The 25,620-nt window shown below is 64.7% G+C and carries 26 protein-coding genes; 18 read left to right on the top strand and 8 right to left on the bottom strand.

Annotation, left to right across the window (positions count from 1 at the left end; genetic code table 11):
- Window positions 1-159 precede the first annotated feature (159 nt).
- On the top strand, window positions 160-921 hold the full coding sequence (locus AC27VE_RS11625) for a hypothetical protein (RefSeq protein WP_488703909.1): 762 nt from the start codon (window positions 160-162) through the stop codon (window positions 919-921).
- Between the two features lie 33 nt (window positions 922-954).
- Here AC27VE_RS11625 and AC27VE_RS11630 read toward each other — a convergent pair whose 3' ends face one another.
- Entirely contained in the window at window positions 955-1,344 is a 390-nt protein-coding gene (locus tag AC27VE_RS11630; protein ID WP_488703910.1) for a lysozyme inhibitor LprI family protein, read from the bottom strand.
- A gap of 14 nt (window positions 1,345-1,358) precedes the next feature.
- Between AC27VE_RS11630 and AC27VE_RS11635 the strand changes: the two genes are divergently transcribed.
- Window positions 1,359-2,264 carry an alpha/beta fold hydrolase gene (locus AC27VE_RS11635; protein WP_488703911.1) on the top strand — a complete coding sequence of 302 codons (906 nt, stop codon included), beginning with the start codon at window positions 1,359-1,361 and terminating at the stop codon, window positions 2,262-2,264.
- Here AC27VE_RS11635 and AC27VE_RS11640 read toward each other — a convergent pair.
- Window positions 2,261-2,650, bottom strand: a complete 390-nt coding sequence (locus AC27VE_RS11640) for a hypothetical protein (RefSeq protein ID WP_006226948.1) — start codon at window positions 2,648-2,650, stop codon at window positions 2,261-2,263. The two genes, AC27VE_RS11635 and AC27VE_RS11640, sit on opposite strands and share 4 nt — an antisense overlap.
- Before the next feature lie 200 nt (window positions 2,651-2,850).
- On the opposite strand from AC27VE_RS11640, the gene AC27VE_RS11645 reads away from it, so the two are divergent.
- Window positions 2,851-3,765 carry a PhzF family phenazine biosynthesis protein gene (locus AC27VE_RS11645; RefSeq protein ID WP_488703912.1) on the top strand — a complete coding sequence of 305 codons (915 nt, stop codon included), beginning with the start codon at window positions 2,851-2,853 and terminating at the stop codon, window positions 3,763-3,765.
- Window positions 3,766-3,817: 52 nt separating this feature from the next.
- Here AC27VE_RS11645 and AC27VE_RS11650 read toward each other — a convergent pair whose 3' ends face one another.
- Window positions 3,818-4,756, bottom strand: a complete 939-nt coding sequence (locus AC27VE_RS11650; RefSeq protein WP_488703913.1) for a LysR family transcriptional regulator — start codon at window positions 4,754-4,756, stop codon at window positions 3,818-3,820.
- Between the two features lie 174 nt (window positions 4,757-4,930).
- Here AC27VE_RS11650 and AC27VE_RS11655 point away from each other — a divergent pair, with 174 nt between their 5' ends.
- The 5 genes from AC27VE_RS11655 to AC27VE_RS11675 are packed head-to-tail and all read left to right on the top strand — an operon-like array spanning window position 4,931 to window position 10,193.
- Window positions 4,931-5,947: an amino acid ABC transporter substrate-binding protein gene (locus AC27VE_RS11655; RefSeq protein WP_488703914.1), complete on the top strand. Its 1,017-nt coding sequence runs from the start codon at window positions 4,931-4,933 to the stop codon at window positions 5,945-5,947.
- Between the two features lie 8 nt (window positions 5,948-5,955).
- Window positions 5,956-7,131, top strand: a complete 1,176-nt coding sequence (locus AC27VE_RS11660) for an ABC transporter permease subunit (RefSeq protein WP_488703915.1) — start codon at window positions 5,956-5,958, stop codon at window positions 7,129-7,131.
- A 4-nt stretch (window positions 7,132-7,135) separates the two neighbouring features.
- A complete protein-coding gene (locus AC27VE_RS11665; protein WP_488703916.1) occupies window positions 7,136-8,203 on the top strand; it encodes an amino acid ABC transporter permease in 1,068 nt (355 codons plus the stop codon).
- 11 nt (window positions 8,204-8,214) lie between these two features.
- Entirely contained in the window at window positions 8,215-9,009 is a 795-nt protein-coding gene (locus AC27VE_RS11670; protein ID WP_488703917.1) for an amino acid ABC transporter ATP-binding protein, read from the top strand.
- Window positions 9,010-9,068: 59 nt separating this feature from the next.
- Window positions 9,069-10,193, top strand: a complete 1,125-nt coding sequence (locus AC27VE_RS11675) for an aminotransferase class V-fold PLP-dependent enzyme (RefSeq protein ID WP_488703918.1) — start codon at window positions 9,069-9,071, stop codon at window positions 10,191-10,193.
- A gap of 182 nt (window positions 10,194-10,375) precedes the next feature.
- On the opposite strand, the gene AC27VE_RS11680 is transcribed toward AC27VE_RS11675, so the two are convergent.
- The 5 genes from AC27VE_RS11680 to hpaH form a co-directional block, all read right to left on the bottom strand.
- Window positions 10,376-11,491, bottom strand: a complete 1,116-nt coding sequence (locus tag AC27VE_RS11680) for a cupin domain-containing protein (protein WP_488703919.1) — start codon at window positions 11,489-11,491, stop codon at window positions 10,376-10,378.
- Window positions 11,488-12,522 (bottom strand): ornithine cyclodeaminase family protein, encoded by a 1,035-nt coding sequence (locus AC27VE_RS11685; RefSeq protein WP_488703920.1) that lies wholly within the window; start codon window positions 12,520-12,522, stop codon window positions 11,488-11,490. The genes AC27VE_RS11680 and AC27VE_RS11685 overlap by 4 nt, the downstream gene beginning before the upstream one ends.
- A gap of 8 nt (window positions 12,523-12,530) precedes the next feature.
- A complete protein-coding gene (locus AC27VE_RS11690; protein ID WP_488703921.1) occupies window positions 12,531-13,118 on the bottom strand; it encodes a carboxymuconolactone decarboxylase family protein in 588 nt (195 codons plus the stop codon).
- A gap of 4 nt (window positions 13,119-13,122) precedes the next feature.
- Entirely contained in the window at window positions 13,123-14,121 is a 999-nt protein-coding gene (locus tag AC27VE_RS11695; protein WP_488703922.1) for a Bug family tripartite tricarboxylate transporter substrate binding protein, read from the bottom strand.
- Window positions 14,122-14,476: 355 nt separating this feature from the next.
- Window positions 14,477-15,310 (bottom strand): 2-oxo-hept-4-ene-1,7-dioate hydratase, encoded by an 834-nt coding sequence (gene hpaH / locus AC27VE_RS11700; RefSeq protein ID WP_488703923.1) that lies wholly within the window; start codon window positions 15,308-15,310, stop codon window positions 14,477-14,479.
- A 366-nt stretch (window positions 15,311-15,676) separates the two neighbouring features.
- Between hpaH and AC27VE_RS11705 the strand changes: the two genes are divergently transcribed.
- The 10 genes from AC27VE_RS11705 to AC27VE_RS11750 are packed head-to-tail and all read left to right on the top strand — an operon-like array spanning window position 15,677 to window position 25,607.
- On the top strand, window positions 15,677-16,471 hold the full coding sequence (locus AC27VE_RS11705) for a citryl-CoA lyase (RefSeq protein WP_488703924.1): 795 nt from the start codon (window positions 15,677-15,679) through the stop codon (window positions 16,469-16,471).
- Window positions 16,472-16,479: 8 nt separating this feature from the next.
- A complete protein-coding gene (locus AC27VE_RS11710; RefSeq protein WP_488703925.1) occupies window positions 16,480-17,454 on the top strand; it encodes a Bug family tripartite tricarboxylate transporter substrate binding protein in 975 nt (324 codons plus the stop codon).
- Window positions 17,454-18,602, top strand: coding sequence for an acyl-CoA dehydrogenase family protein (locus tag AC27VE_RS11715; protein WP_488703926.1), 1,149 nt, complete (start codon window positions 17,454-17,456; stop codon window positions 18,600-18,602). Before AC27VE_RS11710 ends, AC27VE_RS11715 begins: the two co-directional genes overlap by 1 nt.
- A 16-nt stretch (window positions 18,603-18,618) precedes the next feature.
- On the top strand, window positions 18,619-19,314 hold the full coding sequence (locus tag AC27VE_RS11720; protein ID WP_488703927.1) for a dienelactone hydrolase family protein: 696 nt from the start codon (window positions 18,619-18,621) through the stop codon (window positions 19,312-19,314).
- Window positions 19,311-20,477, top strand: a complete 1,167-nt coding sequence (locus tag AC27VE_RS11725; RefSeq protein WP_488703928.1) for a CaiB/BaiF CoA transferase family protein — start codon at window positions 19,311-19,313, stop codon at window positions 20,475-20,477. The genes AC27VE_RS11720 and AC27VE_RS11725 overlap by 4 nt, the downstream gene beginning before the upstream one ends.
- A gap of 22 nt (window positions 20,478-20,499) precedes the next feature.
- On the top strand, window positions 20,500-21,474 hold the full coding sequence (locus tag AC27VE_RS11730) for a Bug family tripartite tricarboxylate transporter substrate binding protein (protein WP_488703929.1): 975 nt from the start codon (window positions 20,500-20,502) through the stop codon (window positions 21,472-21,474).
- Entirely contained in the window at window positions 21,474-22,589 is a 1,116-nt protein-coding gene (locus AC27VE_RS11735) for a mandelate racemase/muconate lactonizing enzyme family protein (protein ID WP_488703930.1), read from the top strand. The genes AC27VE_RS11730 and AC27VE_RS11735 overlap by 1 nt, the downstream gene beginning before the upstream one ends.
- A complete protein-coding gene (locus AC27VE_RS11740) occupies window positions 22,586-23,047 on the top strand; it encodes a MaoC/PaaZ C-terminal domain-containing protein (RefSeq protein ID WP_488703931.1) in 462 nt (153 codons plus the stop codon). The genes AC27VE_RS11735 and AC27VE_RS11740 overlap by 4 nt, the downstream gene beginning before the upstream one ends.
- Complete coding sequence (locus tag AC27VE_RS11745; RefSeq protein WP_488703932.1) at window positions 23,044-24,597, top strand: long-chain-fatty-acid--CoA ligase; 1,554 nt, start codon at window positions 23,044-23,046, stop codon at window positions 24,595-24,597. The genes AC27VE_RS11740 and AC27VE_RS11745 overlap by 4 nt, the downstream gene beginning before the upstream one ends.
- 32 nt (window positions 24,598-24,629) lie before the next feature.
- Window positions 24,630-25,607, top strand: coding sequence for a Bug family tripartite tricarboxylate transporter substrate binding protein (locus tag AC27VE_RS11750; RefSeq protein ID WP_488703933.1), 978 nt, complete (start codon window positions 24,630-24,632; stop codon window positions 25,605-25,607).
- Window positions 25,608-25,620: the final 13 nt, after the last annotated feature.

A 25,620-nucleotide genomic window follows, 5' to 3' on the forward strand; every position in this document is an offset into this window, starting at 1 on the left:
TCGCAGACATTACGAGCATTCACTCAGCTCTTTGCTGTGCGCGTTATCAACGCTTAGCATTGTCAGTATTGTGGGCGAATCGCGTCGACATGCCGAACACGGGAAGTGCTGGTATAACACCAGCGGATTAGGTCAAATATCTTCGCGCAAAGGATCCCCGTGACGACCAAGCTTCCGGCAAGCCGCTATTTCGCACTGACGGCAAGTACGCTCCGGCAACGGGGCGGCGCGCTATGGCGGTCTACGCCTTGGGCATTCGCCGTGTTCGTCCTGACGCTGCCCATCGCGCTGCTGTTGCCGCACCTGTCCTTGGTGTACTCGCCATTCTTCTTGCTTGTTGTCGTGAACGTGCTGGCGTTGACGCGCCTGTCGGTCTCGTGGCTTCGGCAGACCGTGGCGGGCGGCCACGCGGATGATGCGGATTGGCGCTTGGGCAAACCGGAGTGGAAGGTCGTTGCCTTGCTTGCGCTGCTTATCGCGATAGGCATGGGGTTGATGTACGCCACCGCTAGAGTGCCGATCCTTCTTTATTTTTCATTTGACGCCAACGCCGATAGCGTGTTCTTCGTATGCCTGTTTCTGGCGCTTGCGGCGATATGGGCGCCTGTGCTGTATGGGGTCAGCACGTTTGCGCCGAGCCTTGCACGCGTTGCGGTATCGGGCCAGTACGATTTCTGGCGGACGCGTCAGGCGCGGCGTGTGCATGCGTGGCCGATGATGAGCATGCTGTTCCTGCTGGCGGTGTTCGTGGTGATCACGGGCGCCTTTCTATCCACCGCCGTTTCTGACATGTCGGCGGCCGCGATCGCACTTGGTCTCGCGGGCATCCTGCTGTGCATCGCGCTGGTGATGATGGCCACGACGATGTCCGCCGTGGCGTATCGCGAGCAGGCGGCCGGGGTCGCGGGCGCCGGGAATTGATTCGCCAGCAGTTCACGCCGTACGCACCGGGGTTTATTCCCCCAGCAGTTCGCGCAATTCGTCGGCCCTTTGAATGTTCAACAGCATGGGGCAATAGCCGAACATCGGTGAGCCCACATAGGATGTCGCCAGGTCGCATTGGCCATTGCGGTATGCGAGCCATGCCTTTTGCGTTTGCTCCAGCTTGTTGGCGTCTTCCGCCGATTGCTGAGCCAGGCGCGCATGCAGTTTGCTGTACAGCGCATTGATTTCCGCTTTGACCGACGCGGACACCGTACTGGAGCAATTCAGCACCGAAGTATTGTTGGTGGCGCCGGCCTCCGACAGGCAGCGGTCGTATTGGGCGGTGTAGTCTTTCGCGCCGGCGGCGTGGGTGGCGGTGGCCATCAACATCAGGGCAAGGGCGGTCAGCGGGCGGATCATGGGTGTGGTGTGTGATGAAGTTGCGCTGGGCACCAGTTTCCCATGAGCCAGAGGTGTTGTGTGGGGCAGCGGTATATTGGTCGCTTCGCACTCCCTCCCAACGCCTGACGTCATCCACTATGGCTTTCACGCATCAGATCAAATCCGGCCGCGCCCTGTTGGCCGTGGAAGTTGTTGGCGCCGGCGATCCGGTCATTTTCCTGCACGCGGCCATTTGTGACCGCCGGATGTGGCGAGCGCAGATGGCCGCCGTTGGCGCGACGCATCAAGCCATTGCGTACGACCGTCGCGGCTTCGGCGAGACGCGCGCAGAAACGGAGGACCATTCAGCCGTGGGCGATCTGTTGGCGGTGATGGATGCCGTTGCAGATGGCAAGGCGGTGACGCTGGTGGGGTGCTCGCAAGGCGGGCGAATCGCGCTGGACACGGCGCTTCTGCATCCCGCCCGTGTCCGTCGCCTGGCGCTGATCGCACCGACGGTGCCGGGCGCGCCCGAGGCGGCGTGTCCGCCCGGCGTGCAGGCGCAAATGGCGGCGTTGAAGCAGGCCGAAGTCAGCGGGGACCTGGACCAGGTGAATGCGATGAAGGCGCGTCTGTTTCTGGACGGGCCGCGAGAAGCCGAAGGACGAGTGGGTGGCGCAGCCAGGCAACTGTTCCTGGACATGCATGGCACCGCAATCCGATCGACGCCGGCAGGGGCCAGCCTGGATGCCCTGGATACGTTTGGCCGATTAGGAGAGATCACCGCACCGACGCTGGTGATGTGGGGAAGTTTTGACTTTCCCCACATCCAGGAGCGGTCGCGGCGGGTGTCGACGCTGATCAGGGCGGGCGTAGGCAAGGAAGTGCCTGACGCCGCCCATCTGCCCAGCCTGGATCAGCCCGAAGTGATCTCACGCCTGCTGGCGGATTTCATTTAGCGCCGCTTGTCTGCCCGCCGTGGCGCGGGCGGCAGCGGATTGCCGACATGGCTGGCCAACCAGTGTTCGATCTTGTCGTCCCGGCGGGCGGCCCAATCCTTGCCGATTTCCAGCACCAGCATGTTGCGGGTGTCGCCGTAGTCCTGGCCCGGTTCCTTCTGGAACATTTCACGCCAGATGTCGGACGCGACCAGATCCGTCGTCAACAGCACGCCGATGCCCTTGGCGTCGATCCACAAGGGCGCGGCCCGTTCGTCGACGTGTTTCTTCAGGTTTTCCAGCAGCTTCTGGGCGAGTGAGGCGTTGTCTTTCGAAGCCGAAATCAGGACCAGATATTGCCGGTGGTCGCTGGAGGGTTCGTCGGAGTCGCCAAAAGGGTTTTCCATGGTGTATTCCTTTCGGGTAAGCGTGCATTGGGGCGCAGATGCGTCCTTGGAGGACAGGTTACTCGACCGGGGCGCTGGTCCGGGGGTTTGCGGGGGCCGGGGACGGAGCTGTTATGACGAAAGTTCTTTCGATCTGTGCCTGTCGCGCGCTGGGGGCCCCTTGCATACTGGGTCTTTCCCCTTGGACAAGAGAAGCTCCCATGCGCTACCGATACGTCACCGCCGATGTTTTCACCACCCAGCCCTATAGCGGCAACCCGTTGGCGGTGGTGCTGGATGCCCACGGCTTGGAAACCGCGCAGATGCAGCGTATTGCGCGTGAATTCAATTATTCGGAGACCAGCTTCGTGCTGCCGCCGAAAGACCCTGCGCATACCGCCTGGGTGCGGATCTTCACGCCGGATCGTGAGGTGCCTTTCGCCGGGCACCCGAACGTGGGCACTGCCGTGGTGCTGGCTCGTGAGATGGTCGCTGCCGGACGTCCGGCGCCGGACTCGTTCATTTTCGAAGAGGCTGCCGGCCTGGTCCGGATCTCGTTGAAAGCGGGCGCCAAGGGCGTGGAAGGCGTAGAGCTATTGGCGCCGCAGCCCTTGTCCCGCGCCAGCGAGGCGCCAGTGGCGGCGGTGGCCCGGGCGTTGAAGCTTGCGCCGTCCGATATCGACACGTCCGAGCACGCTCCGCAGGTGGTCTCGGTGGGGCTGATCTTCCTGGTCGTGCAATTACGCAGCCGGGATGCCCTGCGCCGCGCGGCGCCGGATTCTGATGGCTATGCGGCCCTGCTGCCGCTGGATGGCGCGAAGTCCATCTATGTGTACACGACCGATACCGGTGGGGACACCGTGGACGCGCCGACGGACATCCAGGCTCGGATGTTCACCGGACGCATGACGGAAGATCCCGCCACGGGCAGCGCAACGGCGGCGATGACGGCGTTGCGCGCGGCGCTGCGCGGCGAGGGGACGTTGCACTTGCGCGTGGGGCAGGGCGTGGACATGGGCCGCGCCAGCCTGTTGCTGGCGCATGCCGAGCCGCGCGCCGACGGCGTATGGGCGGGGGTGGCGGGCCAGGCGGTCATCGTTATGGAAGGAACGCTGCCCGCGCCTGACCTCGCCTGATCGGCATTGGCCTGAGCCTGCCAGCCATGTCCGCTCGCGAGGCGGATCAAAATCAAGGCGTAATCGCGCCGTCATCACCCAAGCCGGCGCGCAAGTGCACGATGTCGCGCTTGACCGCGTGCGTGAACGCTCGCCATGCGGCGCCGGACTGTTGTTGGCGGCCGTCCACCCACATCAATTTGTGGAAGAAGGGCGGCGATACGACGGGAACTACGAACAAGTGCGGGTCGCGGCGCTCGCTCAGCAGCCCGGCAGACTCGAAGATGGTCACGCCCACGCCGTCGCGCACCAGCAGCATGCGAGCGCCCAGGGCATCGACTTCGTGCACGATGTTCGGCGCCAGCGGCACCTGCTTCATCGCCTGATCCAGATCCAGTCGCGTGCCATGGCGGCGAGTGGGAATGAGCAAAGGCAGCCTCGCCAACTGATCGAGCGTGAGCCCCTGGGACAGGTCCAACCCATAGCGCCGGGCCAGTTCGCGCGACCCCACGACAAAGACCGGCTCAAGGAACAGCAGGTCCCCGGCCAGCTGGCGTGGCCGTTTCGGTTCATAGATGACGGCCGCCGACAATTCACCGGCAAGCAGCCAGTCGTGCAGGTCGCCGCTGTGCCCCTCGCGAACCACGAAGGTCAGGGCGGGGTACTGGCGCTGGACGCTGGCCATGAGCTTGGGCGCGATGGACTGCGAAAAGAACATCGGCACGCCCAGCTTGAACACGCCGGACAGATCGCGGTCGGCGGCTTTGCCGGCCGCCTTGATCTGCGCCACTTGCTGCAGGAACACGCCCGCCAGCTCCAGCAGCTGCTCGCCGGCCTGCGTCGGGGCAACGCCGCGGCCATGCCGCCGCAGCAACGGACATCCCATTTCCTGTTCCAGGGCGGCGACCTGCCGGCTCAGAACCGACTGATTCAGGCCAAGCGCGTCGGCTGCCCGCGAAAAACTGCCCAGGCGCACTGCCTCTTTCAGATATTCGAGTTGCTGCGTATTCATGAGTGCCGAGCCCGTTGCGCCATGCATGCCGGGTCGACGCGACCACGTTTGCTGCAAGCTATGCAAATAATGCATGGCTGATAGTAGCGTAACAGGCTAGGTCCAGGCCAGGGCGCTCCGTAGACTTCCTCCACGTTCTCACATGCCGAGACGACACATATACAAGGGGAATTCATGCGTCTGCCTACTCTTCTGGCCGGCCTTGCGCTGGCTGCCATCACCGTGTCCGCGAACGCGGCCTCTACGCTGGACACAATCAAAAGCCGGGGCACCGTGCGTTGCGGCGCCTTGAACGACATGCCGGGCTTTGGATCACCGGACAGCCAGGGCGCGCTTCGCGGCATCGACGTGGACTTCTGCCGCGCCATCGCCGCCGCCACGCTCGGCGATGCCAATAAGGTGACCTTCGTGGCCACCTCGCCGCTGAACCGCTTTTCCGTGCTGCAGTCGGGCGACGTGGACGTGCTGATCCGTCAGACCACCCAGACGTTCACGCGTGACACACAGCTTGGCCTGGTCTGGGCCGGCATCACCGTCTATGACGGCCAGGGTTTCATGGTCCGCAAAGACATGGGCGTGAAATCCGTCAAGGAATTGGACGGCGCCAGCATCTGCCTGCTGCCGGGCAGCAATACGGAACAGAACATCGCCACCTTTTACCAGGCCAATGGAATGCGCTACAAGCCCATTTCCATCGACAATGCCGACGCCCTGCGCCGCGCTTTCTTCGAGGGCCGCTGCGACGTCTACGTGGGCGACAGGGCGCAACTGGCGGCCAACCGTTCTGTCGCGCCCAAGCCGGACGACTACGTCATCCTGCCCGAAGTGCTGGCCAAGTCCCCGCTTGGCCCCATCGTCCGCCAGGGCGACGACCAGTGGCTCAACATCGTCAAATGGACCATCTACGCAACGCTGCTGGCCGAAGAAAACGGCGTGGACAGCGCCAACGTGGACGCCAGGCGCGCCTCGGATTCCAATGCTGAAGTCTCGCGCCTGCTGGGCAAGACGGTGGGCCTGAGCAAGCAGCTTGGCCTGTCGGACGACTGGGCCTACCAGATCGTCAAACAGGTGGGCAACTATGCCCAGATCTATGACCGCTCGCTGGGCGAGAAATCCCCGCTCAATCTGCCGCGCGGCCTGAACAAACTCTGGACCGAGGGCGGACTGCAATATGCACCGCCGTTCCTGTGAACCGTGCCATGACGGATGCGACGACGATGCCGCCGCCGGTGGAGCGCGCCGCGCTCCGTACGCCCGCCGCGCTGCGCAGCAAGCTGTGGCAATGCGCGGTGGGAGCGGTGCTGGCGCTGTTGCTTATCGCCAGTGGTTTCATCCTGCGGGAGAATCTTCAGAGGTTGGGGCTGTCGGTCGGCTTTGACTTCCTGCAGCGGCCCGCGGGATTCCAGATCGGCGTATCGCTGTTGCCGTACGTCCCGACGGACACCATCGCGTATGCGATCCTGGTCGGGGCGCTCAATACAGTGATGCTGGTGGTGCTGGCGGGCCTCTGCGCTACCGTGCTGGGCGTGGCGATCGGCCTGGCGCGCCGTAGTGTCAATCCCATGGTGCGCGGCTTGACGCTGGGGTATGTGGAGCTGCTGCGCAATACGCCGCTGCTGATGCAGATCCTGCTGTGGTCGGCCGTGCTGCTGAAACTCCCGCCCGCCGCCAAGGCGACCGAGTGGGCCGGCCTGACCCTGAGCCAGCGCGGCATCTATTTCCCTGTGCTGCACTTGGCGCCGGAGCGCGGGCTGGCGCTGGCGGCCAGCCTTGCTGCCGCGCTGGGTTGCGCGGCGGCGGTGCGGATCCTGTTGCGCCGCTTGCGTCCGGGCGCAGGCCGTGGCATGTGGACCGTGTGCGCGACTGCCTCGGGGCTCGGGATGCTGGCGCTCTGCTGCGCGGCGCTGGGCGTGTTCGAGGTCAGCGTTCCGGTGCGCCGGGGCTTTAACTTCCAGGGCGGCGCCAGTCTGTCGCCCGAGTTCGCGGCCATGCTGATCGCCCTGACGTTGTATTTTGCGGCATTCATCGCCGAGATCGTCCGCAATGGCGTGGAGTCGGTGGCGCGCGGGCAATGGGAAGCTTCCCAGGCCCTGGGCCTGTCCGGCATGACCACGATGCGGGAGGTCGTGTTCCCGCAAGCCCTGCGCATGATGGCGCCCGCGCTCATTGCCCAATACGTATCGCTGATCAAGAACTCCAGCCTGGCCATCGCCATCGGCTATCCCGACCTGTTCTGGTCCGTGTTCACAACCATCAACATCACGGGTCACGCCATCGAGGGCGTACTGCTCCTGGCAGGCGCATATCTCGTGCTGACGCTCGGCACGTCGTGGGCGTTGAACCTCTGGTACGCGCGGCTGCGCCGTAAAGGATGAATCCATGACGCTTCCACTTTTCTTGCGGCCGTACTTCGGCACGGCCGGGCGTACGGCGCTAACGGTCTGCAGCCTGATCGTCCTCTACGGCCTGGCGCTGCCAGTGTGGCGCTGGGCCATCGCGGACGCCGTCTGGTCGGGCGATGCCCAGGCGTGCCGTGCCGCGGCGGGCGCGTGCTGGAGCTACGTACATGTCAAGCTGGACTTTTTCCTCTTCGGCTTTTTTCCGCAGCAGGAGCAATGGCGCGCCGGCATCGCCATGGCGATCCTGGCACTGGTCGTGGTGGCCAGTCTGTTGCCGCGGTTTTGGCGCGCACCCCTGCTCGCAGCCTGGGCGGGCAGTGTGGTGCTGGTGCTGTGGCTGATGGGGGGCGGGGCAGGCCTGGCTCCTGTCGCTTCCGACAGCTGGGGAGGCCTGCCGCTGACGCTGCTGCTGGCCGCTTACGGCCTGGCACTGGGCTATCCGCTGGGCATCCTGCTGGCGCTGGCTCGTACCGGCAGCATCCCGCTTCTGCGTTACGTGGCCGTCGTCTTCATCGAGGGTCTGAGGGGTGTGCCTTTCGTGGCCATCCTGTTCATGGCAAGCGTGACGTTGCCGCTTTTGCTTCCAGATGCGGCCACACCAGGCAAGCTGTTGCGTGCGTACATCGCCTATAGCTTCGTGGCGGCCGCGTATTTCGCCGAAGGGTTCCGCGGCGCGCTGCTGGCCATGCCGCGTGGCCAGACTGAAGCGTCCAGCGCACTGGGCATGGGATATTGGCTGACGATGCGGCATGTGATTCTGCCGCAATGCGTCAAGAATTCGCTACCCATGCAGGTCAACACGGTCGTCAGTTTTTTTAAGGACACCTCTCTGGTTGTCATCATCGGCTTGACCGATTTCCTGCGCGCCGTGTCCGCAGGGTCGCGTGACGCCGAATGGCTCGGATTCGACGTTGAGGGCTACGCCTTCGCCGCCGCCACCTACTTTTGCATCTGCTTCGCCATGAGCCGTTATTCGGCCTGGCTGGAAGGACGTCGCGGCGGGGTGGCCGTCATTGGCTCCGCGCCCGCCGCGGGGCAGACGCCGTAATGGAGAACACGATGGTTCAACACAACAAGCAAGCCGGGGCCCTGGCAGTGAAGCTCAAGGATGTCGAAAAGTGGTATGGCCGCATGCACGTGCTGCGCGGCATCACGCTGGACGTCGCGCAAGGCGAGAAGCTGGTCATCTGCGGCCCCTCGGGTTCCGGCAAGTCGACGCTGATCCGTTGTATCAATCAGCTCGAAGCGCACCAGCGCGGCAGTATCACCGTGGAAGGGATCGAACTGTCCGACGATCCGAAGACGCTGCGAAGCATCCGACGGGAAGTCGGCATGGTGTTCCAGGGGTTTTACCTGTTCCCGCATTTGACCATCCTGGAGAACTGCATCCTGGCACCGATGCGCGTGCGGGGCCTGGACCGCAAGACGGCGGAGCAGACTGCCATGCAATACCTGGAAAAAGTCCGCATTCCCGACCAGGCTGCCAAATACCCCAGCCAGTTGTCGGGCGGCCAGCAGCAGCGGGTGGCGATCGCCCGGGCCCTGTGCATGCAGCCGCGCATCATGTTGTTCGATGAACCCACTTCCGCGCTGGACCCGGAAATGGTCAACGAGGTGCTGGACACCATGATGGAGCTGGCGGGAAGCGGCATGACGATGCTTTGCGTCACCCACGAGATGGGATTTGCGCGCAAGGTCGCCGACAGGCTGGTGTTCATGGACCAGGGGCAGATCGTGGAGGAGGGTGCGCCCGACGCGCTCTTCGATAACCCGCGATCACCTCGCCTGCAAGCCTTCCTGGGCAAGCTGATGCGGCCTGTCGCGCCGGCCCAATACGCGCCGGCGGCGCATTGATCGATCCGAATGCCTACGCGCTCGATCGGGCGCCGTTCCTTCAATTCACAGCTATCAACATGACCGTTCATCCCTTATTCGACCCTTGCGATTTCCGTATCCCCGAGGGCGTTTCCCATGTCTGCGCCGCAGGCGAAACGGCGTTCCTACGTCGGCACGACGAGGCCTACGGCCGCTATGTGCGCGATAAATCTGCCGGCGCGCGAGGACGCACTGCCCAGGAGGAGGTTGTCGAGCGCAGCCGCCGCCAGCTCGCGGCGTTGTGGGGCATGGATGCGGGTGACATCGGCTGGGTCGGCTCCGTGGCCGAAGGCGTTTCCCTGGTGCTGGAGAGCATCGATTGGCGCCCGGGCGACAACATTTGCGCCATGTCCACCGAGTATCCCTCGCTGGTGGCGCCCTTCCTGGCGCGGCAGCAAGCCCCTTACCAGGTGAAATTCGCCGATCCGGCGACCGCCGAGGACGTGGCAGCCCTGGTGGACGAGCGCAGCCGCGTGATTCTGGTCAGTTATGTTTCCTACCTGAATGGCGAACGTTTCGACCTCGGCATCCTGCGGCGGGCTGCTGATGCGGTGGGCGCGCTACTCGTCGTGGACTATACGCAGGCCTCCGGTTACCTACCCATTTCGGCCGACGTGGCGGACTTTGCATTCAGCGCCAGCTACAAATGGATGCTGGGCATGACCGGCGTGGCCACGGCCTGCTGGAACCGCCGCCGCCAGCCGGACTGGGCGCCTTCTACCGCAGGGTGGTATTCGCTGGCTAACGACAACACCCGTTTTGACGCCGGCATCACCTTGCGCGGCGACGCGTTGCGCTTCACCCGCGGCAATCCGGCACACGCCAGCCTGTACGTGTTGTCCAGTGCGTTGGATTACCTGTCGCAATTCGACACCCAGGCGATCCAGGCGCACGTGCAACGACTGACGGCGGACCTGCTGGCGCGGCTGGCCGGCTTGGGCATCCACTCCTCCACGCCCGCCGATCCCGCCCGGCACGGCGCGAGCGTCTGCGTTGCCCGCGCGGACGCCAAGGCGCTTCACGGGTTCCTGGACCGCGAACAGGTGTTGGCCTGGAACGGCCGGGGACGCCTGCGTATCAGTTTCCATGGCTACAACGGCACGGCTGACGTCGACAGGGTGGAAGCCGCCTTGGCCAAGGCGCTTGCCGAGGTGGTGGCCTAGCTTGGCGTGGTGGTTTGTAGCCGAATGGGTCGGCGACAACCCGCTGCGGCATGACTTGCAATGAGGGCCATCGCCTGCGTTGCGCTGGCGTGGTAACGATAGCTCTGCTGCCCCCCTTGCGGGAGGGCAGGCAGAGGCAACGGCGCATGACGGACCTGAATCCGGATAGCTGCCCAGGCGGTTCAGGCCACTTTACGATTGGTGCTGAAGCCGTCCTGCTTGCCCAGCACCGCCGCCGGATGGTGCAGGTCTTCTTGCCACAGCAGCGATTCCATGAAGATGTTCAGCGGTTGGTCCTGTACCGTCAACTCGTAGACGTAATCGTCGTACGAAGCATGATTGTGCACTGCCCAGCCTGGCGCCGAGAGCATCAGGTCGCCCGCCTTCCATTCATAGCGGTTGCCGGCCACCATGCTGTACCCGCTGCCCGAAAAGTAGTAGTTGATGGCCGCCGAGACGTGACGATGCGGACGGTCCACGATTTTCGGTGGGCGGATCGTCATCGTCGCGAAGAAATTGGGCGTGATCCCATTGAAGCGCCCGGTCGCCGGGTTGTAGTACATGTACAGGCGGCGGCCGATATAGTCCTTGCCCAGCGCTTCCAGCTTGTCTAGCTGTGGCTTGACCTTGTCCCAGGCGAAATGCAGCGCCCGCGATTCCACGGCGGTCGGGTTGATCAGCGTTTCATACGGCATCAATAGGCCGCCGTCTTCCGACACCGGAAAGGTGCCGAAAGGGTTACGGCGGCGCGGGTCGGCGGCATCCCCGGACGCTTCGGCCTTGGGTGCCGGTGCGGCCCATTCGCTTTCAGCCACGTAGACGTCCATGAACTGCAGCAGCGGCACGTTGGAGTAGGTCAGCCGCACCTGGAGCGTATCGCCGTCGTTGACGTGCGAATAGTCGCTGTAGCTGGGATGGTTCCAGACGTCGTATTGCTTGAAGGCGATCTGACGGCCACCGACGTCGCAACGGCCCGACCCTGCGATGCAGAAGTTCACCTCGGTGGCGTTGTGCCGGAAAGGCGCCGTGCGTTCACCGGGTTTCAGCACCGACAACCGGACCTGGATGCCAGGGGCCATGCCTGGCGCGAAGTCGCGGCTGTTCGGATGCACGATCAGCGATTCGCGGCGTCCCGATGGGGGCAGGTCGACGCTGGCCAGACGCTGCACCTCGGCGTCGATCTCCTCCTTGGTGATGACGATGGGGGCCCACTGGGTATTGCGCGATTGCGGTGCGGCGCCTCCCAGATCCAGGAAACGGCCGTTCAGGCGATCGAAGTCGCGGCGCAATGGATTCATGATTGTGCTCCAGAGTATGAAGTTGACGGCGCGTCGGCCGCGCCAAAGAATCGGGGTTTGCTTTTGACGGGCATGGCGATGACTCGGCCGATGTCCGACTGGCGCGCGCGCAGCAGGACCTCGACGCCTAGCGCCACATCGGAGATGCCCATGCCCATCGCCTTGAACAGAGTCAGGTCGCAATCGGCTGCACGGCCCTTGCCCGCCAGGACGAGGTCGGCCAGGCGGCTGACGCTGGCCCAATTGCCGTCTTGCGCATCGCCGTAGCGCGTGCGGAATTCGCGCGACAGGTTTTTCACGCTGGTCACATCGTCAACCGCCACCACGCGGGCACGGTCGAAGACATCTTGAAAGAACTCTTCCCGATCCGGCGCAATCGCGCCGACGGCGTTCAGATGCGATCCGCGTCCGAGCAGGGCGGCATGCAGGAAGGGTTCGCTGGCGCGCGTGACAAGTGTCACGACATCGGCGCCGTCAGCCGCCGCTTCCATCGAGGCGCAGCTACGAGTTTGCACGTTGCGGCCGGCGAATTCGGTGGCGAGCAAATTGGCGAATGCGATGCGCGATGCTTCGGTGGGGCTGTAGACGCGAATTTCGGCAATATCGCGCACGGCCAGCACTGCGGCCACCTGTGACAACGATTGTTTGCCCGTGCCGGCGATCGCCATGATGCGGGCGTCGGGCCGCGCCAGCCAATGCGTGGCGACGCCCGACGTGCCGCCCGTGCGCAGGTTGCCCAGCGCGAAGGCTTCGATCACGGCGGCCAATTGTCCATCCGAGGCGTTCCACAAAAGTAGCAGCGGGCAGGTTCCGCCTTGCGTATGGGCCCACGTTTTGGTGCCGACGTAGTCACCCACGCGTGCGCCCAACGCGTGCAGATTGTTGCTATCGAATTGCAGCATCGTCTTGGCCATGTTGGCCGCGCTGGATTCGGCTTGCAGCCGCAAGCCTCGCTCGAGCGCAGGAATGGCTTGCTCGAGGGTAAGCAGCTGGGTGACCTGGGATTCGCTGATCCAGAGGGGAGGGGACATCGTTTTTCCTAAAGGGACGGGGAAGGCGCCGGCGTGTCGGATCCGAAGCCGTCTTCCCAGATGGAGGGAACCGGTGGAGAAAGCCGTAGCGTGTTGACCATGATGGCGTGGGTGATGTAGCGGCCAATCAGCATGGCAATGGCCACGGCCTCTTCGGCGGGCAGACGCCGCACTACCTCTTCGAACGCGCCGTGCGCATTCAAGCCGCGCGTTTCGACGGCGGCAATGGCGTAACGTTGCACCGCCCGCTCGTTGTCGGACAGTAGGGAAGGCGCGTCGGGTTCGAGGCGTTCGACATCGCGCACCCAGTCTCGCGACATGCCGGTGCGTACGCATAGCCGCTCGTGCTGATTGCGTTCATAGGCGTTTTGCATCAGCGTGGCGGTAGTCAGCACGGCCGTCTCCGCCAGGTTGTCGGGTAGCGCGGCTTTCAGTGCGTCCGTGAACTGCATGAACCCCAGCAGCACCTGCGGCGCATGGCCGGCCACCTGGAACAACTCGCCCAGATAGCCCAGGCGCTTGACGCGCGGCGCCAGGTAATGCGCCAACTCAGGCGTGAACTCGGGCATTTGTAAACGGGTAAGGGCGGTGCTCATGGCGTCAGTCCACAGTGATGCGGTATTGATCGGCCAGCTTCTTCCACTTGACCAGTTCGTCGGCGATCTGTCGGCGCAACTGTTGGCCGTCCAGGCTGACGGGCACGAAGAGCCGGTCGGTCAGGGCAGTTTTCATCTCGGGGGTCGAGGCCAGTTCCAGCGTCTTCTTTTGCAGCAACTCCGTGACCGCGGCGGGCGTGTTAGCCGCCGTGAACACGCCTAACCAGACGGAAAAGTCGTAGCCTTCGAAGCCGGGAAGCTCCGCGATGGCCGGCACGTCCGGATAAAACGGGACACGGTCCTTCGTGGCGACGGCCAGCAAGCGGATCCGGCCGCCCTTGACCTGCGGGCTGATATTGGTGATCGCGTTGAACATGACCGGCACCGTTCCGCCCAAGCCGTCGTTCAACGCCGGCGCGCAGCCCTTGTACGGAACATGCACCATATCGATCCCCGCGCGGTGCGAGAACTCGACGCCCGCAAAATGCTGCGCGGTGCCATTGCCGCAGGACGAAAAACTCAGCTTGCCCGGATTCGCCCGGCCATAGGCGATAAGTTCCTGCACGGTGCGCACCGGGAGGTCGGCGTTGACGGCCAGCGCCACCGGCGTGACGGCGATGGCCGCGATCGGCTGCAAGTCCTTTTGCAGATCGAAACTTTGCCGCACGCCCAAAGCCGCGTTGATCGTCATGGTGTTGTTGCCGATCAGCACGGTATAGCCGTCCGGCTTGGAGCGCGCCACGTACTCGCTGGCGATGTTGCCCGATGCGCCGGCGCGGTTCTCCACCACGAACGTTGTGCCTAGCTGTTCACCCAGGCGCGGCGATAGCAGGCGCGCGATCACATCGGTGCTGCCGCCTGCGGGGAAGGCGGACACCAGCGTGACCGGATGATCGGGGTATGCCGCGTTGGCGACGCTGACGGCGCCCAGCGCAAGCAGCGCGCAAATGCGCCTTGCTGCCGCCGCGGCCCGTCTCGGGACGCCAGATTCAATGACCCACATGCATGTCTCCTTGGCTTTATGGATTCCGCTTCTTGCCTATCGGCGCCGGTTGGAGGCGCCGAGGGGCGGATGCATGGATCTTAGATAGTCAATCAATGTACGTATAGCTTGATTTACAATCAATGCCGACAGACGTGGGGTGCTTGAATTCCCTGAAGCCGCCCTGTCAGCCACGATAAAGCGGGGCATGCCTATCGGCGTCGCCAACAGGCCCCTTACCGTGCCAATCAATGTCAAGTCCGGTGACGATCTGCGCGGGCAGCCCAGGCCTGCCGAGAGGGGTTACCGACTCGGCGGTGGCTTCCGGCGGAACGCGGGCGCCATCATGGCGCGGCGTTTGATAGCGCTTGCGCGCTTACACGAAACGAAAGCGCAGCTCGCCCAGCGCGCCATAATCGACTTCGAATACGTCGCCAGGCCGGGCTGCCACCGGACGCGTGAAGGAGCCAGCCAAAACCAGGTGCCCGGGTTCCAGGCTATCGCCCAAGGGCGCAAGCTTGTTGGCCAGCCAGGCGACTCCTATCGCGGGGTGCCCCTGAACCCCGGCCGCCAACCCGGTTTCTTCCACCACCCCGTTTTGACGCAAGACTGCCCCGCACCAAGGCAGGTCGAGCGAGGCAGGGTGCGCGTGCTTTCCTCCTACGACCACGCCTGCATTGGCGGCGTTGTCGCTGATCGTGTCGTAGACCTTGCGCATCTGTTTGCTGTGACGGTCGAACTGTTCGATGCGAGCGTCGATGATTTCCACCGCCGGCGTTACGTAGTCGGTGGCGGCCAGCACGTCTTCCAGGGTCACCGTCTTTCCATCAGGCAGGCCTGGGCCGCGTAGAGGCGACCTGAGCACGAATGCCAACTCAACTTCAACACGAGGCGCAATGAATCGACAGGCGGGTATGTCCAGAGTCGCTCCTGGCGTGCAGGTATAGAGCATGGAGTCGAGCAGTGTGCCGAAATCCGGTTCATCTATCTGACTTGCCATTTGCATGGCACGCGAAGTCAGACCGATCTTGTGGCCAATAACCTTTCGCCCGGCCTCGATCTGCAAGCGTACCCAAGCGCGCGATACCCGGTACCCATCTTCGATGGTCATCCCGGGATATTGTTTGGAAAAGTGCTCGATCTGTACTCGGGTTTTTTCGCTGATATCGAGATCTTGGGCAAGCTTATTCAATAGGTCGGCGGAAAACATGCGCACTCCATCCCAATGGGCTCATGAAGTGCGAATTCTATATCCGCAATCAATGCTTGCATGCGTTGATTTACAATCAATGCACTACAAGTATGGCGCCGATGGGCGTGTCGATGGAAGCGTCGAGCATCTCAATCGTTCTGCTGCATGCGCATCCACGCGGCTGATGTCGTCTTTGGCCTCGCCTGCGTATTCGCACTTCGCTCCGGCGCGGCGACGGTGCAAAGAGGACTATGCGTTTCTCGCATAGGGTGGATTAGGGCCATCTATTGGACAGCCGCCAAAGCCAGGCCCTATCTTTCGTCTCCATGAGGTGACCGAGGTCATCCAAAACAGGCTCCATCATAAAAAGGGGCAGGAGACAAAATGAATCACGACCACAAGCCTATTCGCAGCGGCATGGGCCGCAGTACGCCTGATCGCATTTTCGTCCGAGGACACGATCTGGTCCATGACGTCATAGGCAGCATCAACCTGGGTGACATGGCCTATCTGGAGATGACAGGCAGGCTGCCCGATGCGCACCAGTCTCGCGTCTTCAATGCCATCCTGGTGACGCTGGTCGAGCATGGAATGACGCCGATGGCTATTGTGTCGAGGCTCGTCTACCTGGGGGCACCGGAGTCCCTGCAGGCGGCGGTTGCGGCCGGGCTGTGCGGGATGGGCACGACGTTCGCCGGAACCGCCGAAGGCGCTGCGCGGATGCTGCACGAAGCCTGGGACGAGCATGGCGACCAGAATGTTGACGCCCTCGCTCGCGACATCGTGGCCGGCTTCCGCGCCCGGGGACAGTCCATTCCTGGCCTGGGCCACAACCTGCACAAGCCGCAAGACCCCCGCACTGCGCGGCTGTTCGCCGTCGCCTCGGAGGAGGGGCTTGCGGGCCGCTACGTCGCGTTGATGAGCGCGATCGGTGCGCACGCCCAGGCGGCGTATGGCAAGCCGCTGCCCGTCAACGCCACGGGCGCCATTGGCGCATTGTGTTGTGAGCTGGGCATCTCCTGGAAAGCTGCCCGCGGGATCGCGGTGATCGGACGGGCGGTGGGCCTGGTGGGGCATCTGGTGGAAGAGCAGGGCAACCCCATCGCACGCGAAATCTGGCAGCGTACCGAAGCGGAGACGAGCCGCCAGGACGATACCGCTGTTGGCTCCGGCTGCTAGGAGGCGCCATGTTCTTCAGGAAAAACGCGGTCCTGGCGGTGGCCGCCGTCGGCTTGCTGCTGGGGGCGCAGATGGCGTGCGCCGCCTGGCCCGACAAGCCCATCCGCTTCATCGTTCCCTATCCTCCCGGCGGCGGCACCGACATCGTGGCGCGCGCCGTGGGCAAGCGGCTGTCCGATAGTCTCGGACAGCCCGTCATCGTCGAGAACCGCCCCGGGGCCAGCACGATCATCGGCACGGACGCCGTGGCCCGTGCGGAGGGTGATGGCTACACCATTGGCCTGGTCACGGATTCGCATGTGCTCAATCCGCTGTTCTACCCCAAGCGGCAGCCCTATGACGCGCGCAAGGACTTCGCGCCCGTCGGCCAGTTGGTGTCCGTGCCGTTCATCCTGGTGGCCAATCCCAAGACAGGCTGGACCGATGCCAGCCAGATGATCGAGGCCGCCCGCGCGCGGCCGGGCAAGATTACCTACGCGTCGATCGGTAACGGCACCCCGCATTACCTGGCCATGGAACTGACCCGCGCGCTAGCTGGCGTCGATATGGTGCACGTGCCCTACAAGGGCGTTGCGCCGGCGCTGGCCGACCTGCTGGGCGGACAGGTGGACGTGATGTTCACCGGCATGTCCACCGGCCTGCCTCAGGTGCGCAACGGGCGGTTGACGGCGCTCGCGGTGTCGGGGCCGAAGCGCTCGCCGATCGCGCCGGACATTCCGACAGTGGCTGAGTCGGGCCTGCAGGATTTTTCCTTTATGACGTGGTACGGCGTGGTGGCGCCCGCCAGCACACCGCCCGACCGGATCGAGCGCTTGAGCGCCGAACTGCGCAAGGCGATGCAGGACCCGACGCTGCGGGAACAACTGGACCAGTTGGGGGTCGAGGCGGCGCCGTCCAGCCCGGCGGAGTTCGCCCGCTTCATGGACGAAGAATCGGCCAGGTACGAACAGATCATCAAACTGACGGGCGCAAAGGGTGAATAGTGGAACTGACTGAAGAGCAGCGGCTCATCCGCGACACGGTAGGTGCCCTGGCGCAGGCGCGATTCGCGCCGACGGCCGCGAATGCCGACAAGGAATACCGACCGCCTATCGAGAACCTGAAGGTCCTGGCCGAGCATGGCTACACGGGCGCCTTCCTGCCCGAGTCCCATGGCGGCGCTGGCCTGGGCATGCTGGAAACCGTGCTGATCGTCGAGCAACTGGCACGTTCGTGCGCCAACACCGCCATGTTGTTCTCGTGCACTGACGGGGCTACTCCGCGCGCCATCCTGCATATCGGCTCGGAGGCGATCCAGCGCCGCTATCTGCCGGCGTTCGCCAAGGCGGAACGCTACGCGGCGTGGAGCATGTCCGAAGCCAATGCCGGTTCGGACGTCGGCAACGTGCAGACCAGGGCTGTCCTGTGTGGCGATCACTATGTATTGAATGGCAGCAAGCTATGGTGCAGCGGTGCCCAGGTCGCCGACGTCTTCCTCGTGCTGGTGCGCCTATCCGATGAGCCGGGCATGAAGGGCGTCGGGGCTTTGTTGGTCGAGCGGGGCACGCAGGGGTTTTCGGTGGGCCGCCATCTGGACCTGCTGGGCCTGCGCGGCACAGGCATGGCCGAGCTGGTGTTCCAGGATTGCCAGGTGCCGGCCGAAAACCTGTTGCTGCCGGCCGGCAGGATGAAGGATCTGCTCCAGGTGTTCGACGCCGATCGCATCATCGGCAATCCGCCCATTTGCCTGGGCCTGGCGCACGCCGCCCTGGCGCAGGCCGTGCAGCATCTTAAAGACCGGGTCCAATTCGGCCGAGCCCTCGCTGACAACCAGGGCCTGCAATGGAAGCTGGCCGACATGGCGATCGATCTGGAGGCGGCGCGGGCGCTGGTGTACGAAGCGGCCGCCAGCCTGGACCGCGGCCAGCATTCGGTCGCCCAGGTGTCGATCGCCAAGACCTTTGCCAATGAAATGGCGGTACGGGTCACCAACCAGGCCATGCAACTAGCGGGGGCCTTTGGCCTGTCCGAAGAGTATCCCTTCGAGCGCTATTTCCGCGACGCGCGCGGCATGTCCATCGGCTATGGCACGACAGAGATCCATCGCAATGCGATCGCCCGCGAAATACTGAAAGGCAATTACCTGGCCTGAGGCCAACGAGGATTCCATGCACTCCGGATTTGAACCTATCGCGGCCGGCGACGGCCACACGTTTTCCGCCTACCTGAGCGTGCCTGCGCAACCCAACGGCAACGCGGTGATCATCCTGCAGGAAATATTCGGCGTGACCGACACCATCCGCGCGTTGACGGACCGCTACGCGGCCGAAGGTTATCTTGCGCTGGCGCCGGACCTGTTCTGGCGCATGGAGCCTGGCGTTGAACTGCCGCACGACAAGGCTGGCGTGGCGCGGGCTTTCGGCTACCTGGAGCGCTTTGACGAATTGGCGGGCATCGAGGATATCGGGCGGACGGTGGCGCATGTGCGCGCCATGCCGGGGTTTTCAGGAAAGGTGGCGGTGGTGGGGCTGTGCCTGGGCGGCAAGCTGGCCTATCGGGCGGCGGCCAGATTGGACATCGACGCGGCGGTGACGTTCTACGGCGTGGGGGTCGAAGCGCATCTGGACGAAGCCGCCAGACTGGCGTGCCCGTTGATGCTGCACTACGGCGACCGTGATCGCTATGCGCCGCCGGACGCCGTCGACCGCATCGAAGCGGCGTTGCCGCCCGCACCGCAGGCCGTGCTGCACCGTTACCTGCATGCCGACCACGGCTTCTATACTCGCGGCGCCGGCCCGGATGCCGACACGGCGCACGCGCGCACGCAGCAATTCCTGCAAGACGCGCTGGGGGAAGGGCGATGAAAGTGCTGCAAGGCCTGCGGGTCCTGGACCTGGGCAATTTCATTACTGCGCCGCTGGCGGGCATGCTGTTGGGCGAGCTGGGCGCCGACGTCATCAAGATCGAACGGCCGGGCACGGGCGACCCGTTCCGTGCCTTCAAGGGGGGGCTGTACAGTTCGCAGTTCCAGGCGCACAACCGCAACAAGCGCAGTCTGTCGCTGGATTACACCCGACCGGAAGGACTGGCCGTGCTGGACCGGCTTGTCCTGCAGGCCGATGCCATCATCCTGAACATGCGCCCCGGGGTGGAAGAAAAGCTGGGATTGGGCGCACAGCGCCTGCAGGCGCTCAACCCACGCCTGGTGTACTGCTCGATCACGGGCTTTGGCGCCAGCGGACCCTACGCCTCGCGTCCGGCCTACGACAACGTGGGCCAGGCCGCATCGGGCTGGCTGTCCATGTTCCATGCCGGCACGGATCCGAAGGTGGCCGGTCCGGCGGTATCGGATGCGGTGGCCGGCCTTTACGCCGCGTTGGGTCTGCTGGGCGCGCTGGTCGAGCGTGCCGGGACCGGGCGCGGACGCAAGGTCGAAGTCAGCATGCTGGAGGCCATGATCGCCCTGGCGTGCGAGCCGTTGGGCGCGATGATGGCGACGGGCCAGGCGCCGTCCCTGCATGGCCGGGCCGCGATGTCGCAGTCATACATCGTGACCTGCCGCGATCAGCGCCGCATCGGCTTGCACCTGTCGTCGCCCGAGAAATTCTGGCTCGGCCTGGTGGCAGCCATCGAACGCCCCGACCTGTTGACGGCCTACCCCACGCGCCTGGAACGAGTCGAGCGCTACTCGGCGCTGGCAGCGACCCTGGCCGAGGTGTTCGCCGGGCACGACCGCGATTATTGGGAGCCGCGGCTGGAGCAGCACGACGTGCCGTTCATGCCGGAACGCCGCCTGGATGAGCTGGCCGATGATCCCCAGGTCCGCCATCAGGCCGTGTTCTACGAGCAGGTTCATCCGCGCCACGGCACCTTGCGCGCCGCCCATCGGCCCGTTCGGTACGACGGCGACAACCGCAGCGATTTCCGACCGCCGCCTGACCTGGGCGAACACTCCGGCGAGGTGCTGCGCGAGGCCGGGCTGTCGGATCAGGAACTGGACATTTTGCAGCAGGCCGGCGTGGTCTGATCCGCAACGAAGAGAGGCTCTCATGTTCACTCGAATGCAATGCGCGCGCGGCCTGGCCGCGCTGGCGCTGGGATTTCCCTGCGCGGTCGCTTTGGCCGCCTGGCCCGACAAGCCCGTCCGCCTGGTGGTGTCGTCGGGGGCGGGCGGCACGGCCGACATCCTGGCCCGGGCCCTGGCCGAGAAACTGGCGACGACGTTTGGCCAGACGTTCGTCGTGGAGAACAAGCCTGGCGCGGGCGGTCATCTGGGAGCGTCGCAGGTGGCGCGCTCGCGGGCTGATGGCTACGTTTTTCTCGTCAGCGGCAGCCCGACACATTCAGTCGGACCGCATCTCTATAAGAATCTGACTTACGACCCCATGCGCGATGTGCCGCCCGTGGCCATGGTGGCGGTGGCGCCCAACATGCTGGTGGTCGGGTCCGGCTTGCCGGTCGAGTCCTTGGCCGAACTGGTCGCGCTGGCCCGGCAAAAGCCCGAGGAATTGACGTATTCGTCCGCGGGCCGCGGCACGTCCGGCCACCTGGCGGGCGCCATGCTCGCAAGCCTGGCGCATATCAAGATCAAGCACGTGCCGTACAACACCGGGCCGGAAGCGGTCACGGCGGTCATGGCGGGCAATGTGTCCATGACGTTCTTCACGCTGCCGGGGGTAATGCCGCAGGTGCAGGCGGGCAAGCTGCGGGCCCTGGCCGTGACCTCTCGAGTGCGGACCCCGCTGGCGCCGGCGGTGCCGACCGTGGCGGAAGCGGGCTTTCCGAATTTCGAGGCGTTGGCCTGGTACGGCCTGTTCGCGCCCAAGGACACACCGCCCGACGTGGTAACCCGGCTAAGCGCGGAAATCGGGCGGATCGTGCAGCAACCCGACATGCAGGCCAGGCTGGCCCAGCTGGGCACCGAACCGCACTACCTGGACGCCGAGCAGGTGAAGGCCTTCGTGGCGGTGGAGTCGCCCAAATGGAAAGCCTTGATCGATACCTTCGGTGCGGAGCAGGACTGATGGATGCCCATTTCCCCGATCCCGAACCCATCACCGGGTGGTGCGTGTATGTGCGCCGCCTGGCCTATGAACACGCTGTGCAATGGAGCGACCTGAGCGAGACGTCCGCCACGTTCGTGGTGTTGCGCATCGAAACGGCATCCGGCTGTGCGGGAGCCGCCGAGCTGGCGGTCAAGCCGACCTGGGTCGGCGCCACGGCCGCCAGCATGGTCTGCGTGCTGGCCGAAATGTTCGAGCCGCTGGTGCGCCAGCAGCGGCTGTCCGACCCGCGTCAGCTGCGGGCCGTGCTGGACGCCATTCCTGGCAACCAGCCGGCCAAAGCCCTGATCGACAACGCCTGCTGGGACTGGCTGGGCGCCCGCACGGGCATGCCGCTCTGGCGCCGGATGCGGGGCCGGGCCAAGGTGCCGGTATCGTGGGCGGTAACCCGCCAGCCGCCCGCCGCAATGGCCAACGAGGCGCGTGAGCGGGTCGCGCGCCACGGCTTTCATACCCTGAAGATCAAGGGCGGACAGGGGGTGGCGCTGGACCTGGCCTGCCTGGATGCCGTCCGGCAGGCCGTCGGCGACCACGTCGCCCTGTATGTGGATGCCAACGGCGCCTATCCGGCCGCCGAGGCAGCGGGGTATGTCGCAGCCCTGAGCAAGGCTGGCGCGGTCATGGTCGAGGATCCCTGCGCCTTCGTGCCTGACCACGGGTTCACCGCCTTGCAGCTCGCGGCAGACGTGCCGCTGCTGGTCGACTTCGGCATGACCGGGGTCCGCGATGCGCATTTGTTCCTGGAGCGCGGGGCAAAGGCCTTGAGCATCAAGCCGGGGCGTTTTGGCCTGTCGGACGCGCTACAAATGCTGCAACTGACGCAGGGCGCCGACGCTGCGGCGGTGGCGGGCTTGATGGGCGAGAGCGCGTTGGGTACGTGGGCAGGCCTGCAATTCGCCGCCGCCTTGCCGCCTGGTGTATTGCCGGCCGAATTGACTTGGTTCCTGGCGATGCGCGAGCAAATGATCGCCGACGAGCCCGCCGTGGTCGATGGTGCGATCGCCATGCCCGACTGGCCATCCGTGTGCGAACGCGTCGATTGGGCGGCGATGGCCGATTTCAAGGTGGCGTCATGAATCCGGTGTCCTTTCACGACCTGGAGGTCGGCGCGAGCTATGCCAGTACTGCTCGTACCTTGACGCAAGCCGATCTGTCTCTGTCGTGCATGCTGACCGGCGACTGGCACCCCATCCATGCCGACGCGGACTATTGCCGCGATCACGGCATTCCGGGCCCCATGTTCCACGGGCCTTACGGAATCCTGCTGGCGCTGGGGATGTCGACCCGTTTGCCGGAATTCGCAGAGCCGGTCGTCGGCGCGTTGGGCCTGCGGGAGTGGCGCTACAGGCGCCCGTTGTTGGCGGGCGATACCGTGCACGTGCGCGCGTCCATCAGCGCGAAGCGGCTTGTCTCTGACGGCGGGCGCGCCATCGTCGAGCGGCATTTCGAGCTACTGGATACCCAGTCGCGAATCGTCCAGGAGGGCTTCGGCAGCACCTTGCTGCTCCTGGCTACGGGAGGGAATAAAGCATGATTCTTGGCGACGTCATCGAGCGCAATGCGCGCTGTTATCGCGATCATCCGGCCTTTCTGTTTGAGGGGCGCCATATCACCCACGGCGAATTCGCCGAACGTGTCAGGCGGCTTTGCAACGCCTTGATCAGCCTGGGGCTGGAACGGGGCAGCCGGATCGCAATCCTGGCGCAGAATTGCCCGCAGTACCTGGAGATCTACGCCGCGGCGGGGACCTGCGGATTCATTGCCGTGGGAATCAATTACCGGCTGGCGGTGGCCGATCAGGCCGCCATCCTGCGCGACTGCGAACCTGGCTTGCTGATCCACGAGCCCGAGTATGCCGAGAGCGTGGCGGCCTTGCGCCCGGCGTTGCCGGCGCACGCCAAGGTGCTGTCCCTGGGGGGCGGACAGGGCGACGGCAGCTACGAGCGCGCCCTGGCCGGCGCTGGCATGCAGCCGCCGCGGTGGCGGGCCCGGCCAGACGACACCATGCTGCTCATCTACACCAGCGGCACCACGGGCGTGCCAAAGGGGGTCATGTTGGCCAACGGCGGGCAGGTGGAGCAGGCTCGAATGCTGGCGCTGACCCACGCCTCGGGGCAGGATGATCGGATGCTGATCGTCATGCCCCTGTATCACATCGGCGGCACCACGGAATTGCTGAGTTATCTGATAGGTGGCGCGACGATCGTGCTGCACCGCAGGTTCGATGCCCGAGAAGTACTTGCCAGCATCGCTGCACACCGTGTGACGTCCGCGCATTTTGCGCCCGTCATGATCCAGGCACTGGTCGACGCGCAGGCCGAGGCGCCCGTCGACGTGTCCAGTCTGCGAGTGGTGTGCTATGCATCTGCTCCCATGTCGGTGACCTTGTCGCGGTTGGCCCGCGCGACCTTCGGGCCGATTTTCATGCAGACCTACGGTATGACGGAACACGGGCCCGGCACCGTCCTGCTCAAGCACCAGCACGTGCCGGACGGTTCGCCGGCAGAGGCGGCGCGCATGGCGTCGGCCGGGCAGCCCATCCTCGGCGTTGACCTCCGCATTGTCGATGACCGTGGGGGGGCACTGGCGGACGGTTGCATCGGCGAAATCCAGCTGCGGTCCGCCGCGGTCATGCAGGGCTATTGGCGCAAGCCCCAGGAGACCGCGGCGGTGCTGGTCGACGGCTGGATGAAGACGGGTGACATCGGCTATGTAGACCCGGACGGTTACCTGTTCATCGTCGACCGCAAGAAGGACATGATCATCTCCGGCGGCGAGAACATTTATTCGCGCGAGGTCGAAGAGGCGCTGCTGCGGCACTCTGCCGTCAGGGAGGCCGCTGTCATCGGCGTGCCGGACGAGAAGTGGGGTGAATCCGTCAAGGCCTTCGTCGTGCTGAAGCCGGATGCGCAGGCCGGCGAAGCCGACTTGATACAGCATTGCCGCGATCACATTGCCAGTTACAAGAAGCCGCGAAGCGTCGAATTTCTGGATGCGCTGCCGCGCATGGCCAGCACCGGCAAGATCGACAAGAAGGCGCTGCGGGCGCCGTACTGGGTCAAGGCGGGCAGGCAAGTGGCCTGACGGTCGACCCGCAACCCCAAGAGGAGACAGACATGGCCAGGTTCAAGATGCTGGCGGCAGGCGTTGCCGCACTGTTGCTGGGCACGGCGCAGGCTGCGCCGGCCACTGCGTTTCCCACGAAGATGGTGCGCATCGTCGTGCCTTTCACGGCGGGCGGGTTGGCCGATGTGCTGGCCCGGGGACTGGCGCAGGAACTGAGCATGCAGTGGTCGCAACCGGTCATCATCGAGAATCGCCCGGGCGCCAATACCATTATCGCGGCGGAGTACGTGGCGCGCTCGCAACCTGACGGCTACACCTTGTTGATGGCCAATGACCCCACGGTGTCGTCCAATCAATTCCTGTATCGCAAGCTGCCCTATGACCCGGTCAATGGGTTCACGCCTGTCGCGGGTGTGGCACAAACGCGCGAAATCCTGTTGGTCAGCAACGAGTTCCCGGCTCGTGGGGTGGGCGACTTGGTGACGCAGGCAAAAGCCCGCCCGGGCCAGGTGACCTACGGCTCCTATGGCCATGGCAGCAAGGCGCACCTGGACGCCGCCGCATTCTCCGCGCAGGCGGGGATCGAATTGAACCATGTGCCGTACAAGGGCGTCGCCGATGTCATGACGGCGCTGGCGGGCGGGCAGATCAATATGGCGATGGTGGGCGTGCCGCCGTCCATTCCCATGGTCAAGGGCGGCAAGGTGCGCCTGCTGGCCGTGGCCGCGCCGCAGCGGATCGCGGCATTTCCTGATACCCCCACGTTCGCCGAATTGGGGTTTGCGAAAATGGTGTCGCAGTCGTGGTTTGGTCTGGTTGCGCCGGCCGGCACCCCGCCCGCCGTGGTGGCCGATATTGCCGCGGCGGTGCGCAAAGTAGCAGCCCAGCCTGCCTTCCAGGAAAAATTCATCACCAGCGTCGGACTGGAACCGCTGGATCTCGGACCGGACGAATTTGCGCGCTTCCTTGCGCGCGACCGCCAGGAATACGAACACGTCATCCGTAGCCTGGACATCAGGCTGGATTGAGCGCTGGAGCCTC

Source organism: Achromobacter sp. 18P8.1.1 (assembly GCF_057799415.1).

What these genes read in the sequence shown, in the direction of transcription:
- AC27VE_RS11630 (WP_488703910.1), bottom strand. Translation starts at nt 1,344, where the DNA reads ATGATCCGCCCGCTGACCGCCCTTGCCCTGATGTTGATGGCCACCGCC.
- AC27VE_RS11635 (WP_488703911.1), top strand. Translation starts at nt 1,359, where the DNA reads ATGAAGTTGCGCTGGGCACCAGTTTCCCATGAGCCAGAGGTGTTGTGT.
- AC27VE_RS11640 (WP_006226948.1), bottom strand. Translation starts at nt 2,650, where the DNA reads ATGGAAAACCCTTTTGGCGACTCCGACGAACCCTCCAGCGACCACCGG.
- AC27VE_RS11645 (WP_488703912.1), top strand. Translation starts at nt 2,851, where the DNA reads ATGCGCTACCGATACGTCACCGCCGATGTTTTCACCACCCAGCCCTAT.
- AC27VE_RS11650 (WP_488703913.1), bottom strand. Translation starts at nt 4,756, where the DNA reads ATGAATACGCAGCAACTCGAATATCTGAAAGAGGCAGTGCGCCTGGGC.
- AC27VE_RS11655 (WP_488703914.1), top strand. Translation starts at nt 4,931, where the DNA reads ATGCGTCTGCCTACTCTTCTGGCCGGCCTTGCGCTGGCTGCCATCACC.
- AC27VE_RS11660 (WP_488703915.1), top strand. Translation starts at nt 5,956, where the DNA reads ATGACGGATGCGACGACGATGCCGCCGCCGGTGGAGCGCGCCGCGCTC.
- AC27VE_RS11665 (WP_488703916.1), top strand. Translation starts at nt 7,136, where the DNA reads ATGACGCTTCCACTTTTCTTGCGGCCGTACTTCGGCACGGCCGGGCGT.
- AC27VE_RS11670 (WP_488703917.1), top strand. Translation starts at nt 8,215, where the DNA reads ATGGTTCAACACAACAAGCAAGCCGGGGCCCTGGCAGTGAAGCTCAAG.
- AC27VE_RS11675 (WP_488703918.1), top strand. Translation starts at nt 9,069, where the DNA reads ATGACCGTTCATCCCTTATTCGACCCTTGCGATTTCCGTATCCCCGAG.
- AC27VE_RS11680 (WP_488703919.1), bottom strand. Translation starts at nt 11,491, where the DNA reads ATGAATCCATTGCGCCGCGACTTCGATCGCCTGAACGGCCGTTTCCTG.
- AC27VE_RS11685 (WP_488703920.1), bottom strand. Translation starts at nt 12,522, where the DNA reads ATGTCCCCTCCCCTCTGGATCAGCGAATCCCAGGTCACCCAGCTGCTT.
- AC27VE_RS11690 (WP_488703921.1), bottom strand. Translation starts at nt 13,118, where the DNA reads ATGAGCACCGCCCTTACCCGTTTACAAATGCCCGAGTTCACGCCTGAG.
- AC27VE_RS11695 (WP_488703922.1), bottom strand. Translation starts at nt 14,121, where the DNA reads ATGTGGGTCATTGAATCTGGCGTCCCGAGACGGGCCGCGGCGGCAGCA.
- hpaH (WP_488703923.1), bottom strand. Translation starts at nt 15,310, where the DNA reads ATGTTTTCCGCCGACCTATTGAATAAGCTTGCCCAAGATCTCGATATC.
- AC27VE_RS11705 (WP_488703924.1), top strand. Translation starts at nt 15,677, where the DNA reads ATGAATCACGACCACAAGCCTATTCGCAGCGGCATGGGCCGCAGTACG.
- AC27VE_RS11710 (WP_488703925.1), top strand. Translation starts at nt 16,480, where the DNA reads ATGTTCTTCAGGAAAAACGCGGTCCTGGCGGTGGCCGCCGTCGGCTTG.
- AC27VE_RS11720 (WP_488703927.1), top strand. Translation starts at nt 18,619, where the DNA reads ATGCACTCCGGATTTGAACCTATCGCGGCCGGCGACGGCCACACGTTT.
- AC27VE_RS11725 (WP_488703928.1), top strand. Translation starts at nt 19,311, where the DNA reads ATGAAAGTGCTGCAAGGCCTGCGGGTCCTGGACCTGGGCAATTTCATT.
- AC27VE_RS11730 (WP_488703929.1), top strand. Translation starts at nt 20,500, where the DNA reads ATGTTCACTCGAATGCAATGCGCGCGCGGCCTGGCCGCGCTGGCGCTG.
- AC27VE_RS11735 (WP_488703930.1), top strand. Translation starts at nt 21,474, where the DNA reads ATGGATGCCCATTTCCCCGATCCCGAACCCATCACCGGGTGGTGCGTG.
- AC27VE_RS11740 (WP_488703931.1), top strand. Translation starts at nt 22,586, where the DNA reads ATGAATCCGGTGTCCTTTCACGACCTGGAGGTCGGCGCGAGCTATGCC.
- AC27VE_RS11745 (WP_488703932.1), top strand. Translation starts at nt 23,044, where the DNA reads ATGATTCTTGGCGACGTCATCGAGCGCAATGCGCGCTGTTATCGCGAT.
- AC27VE_RS11750 (WP_488703933.1), top strand. Translation starts at nt 24,630, where the DNA reads ATGGCCAGGTTCAAGATGCTGGCGGCAGGCGTTGCCGCACTGTTGCTG.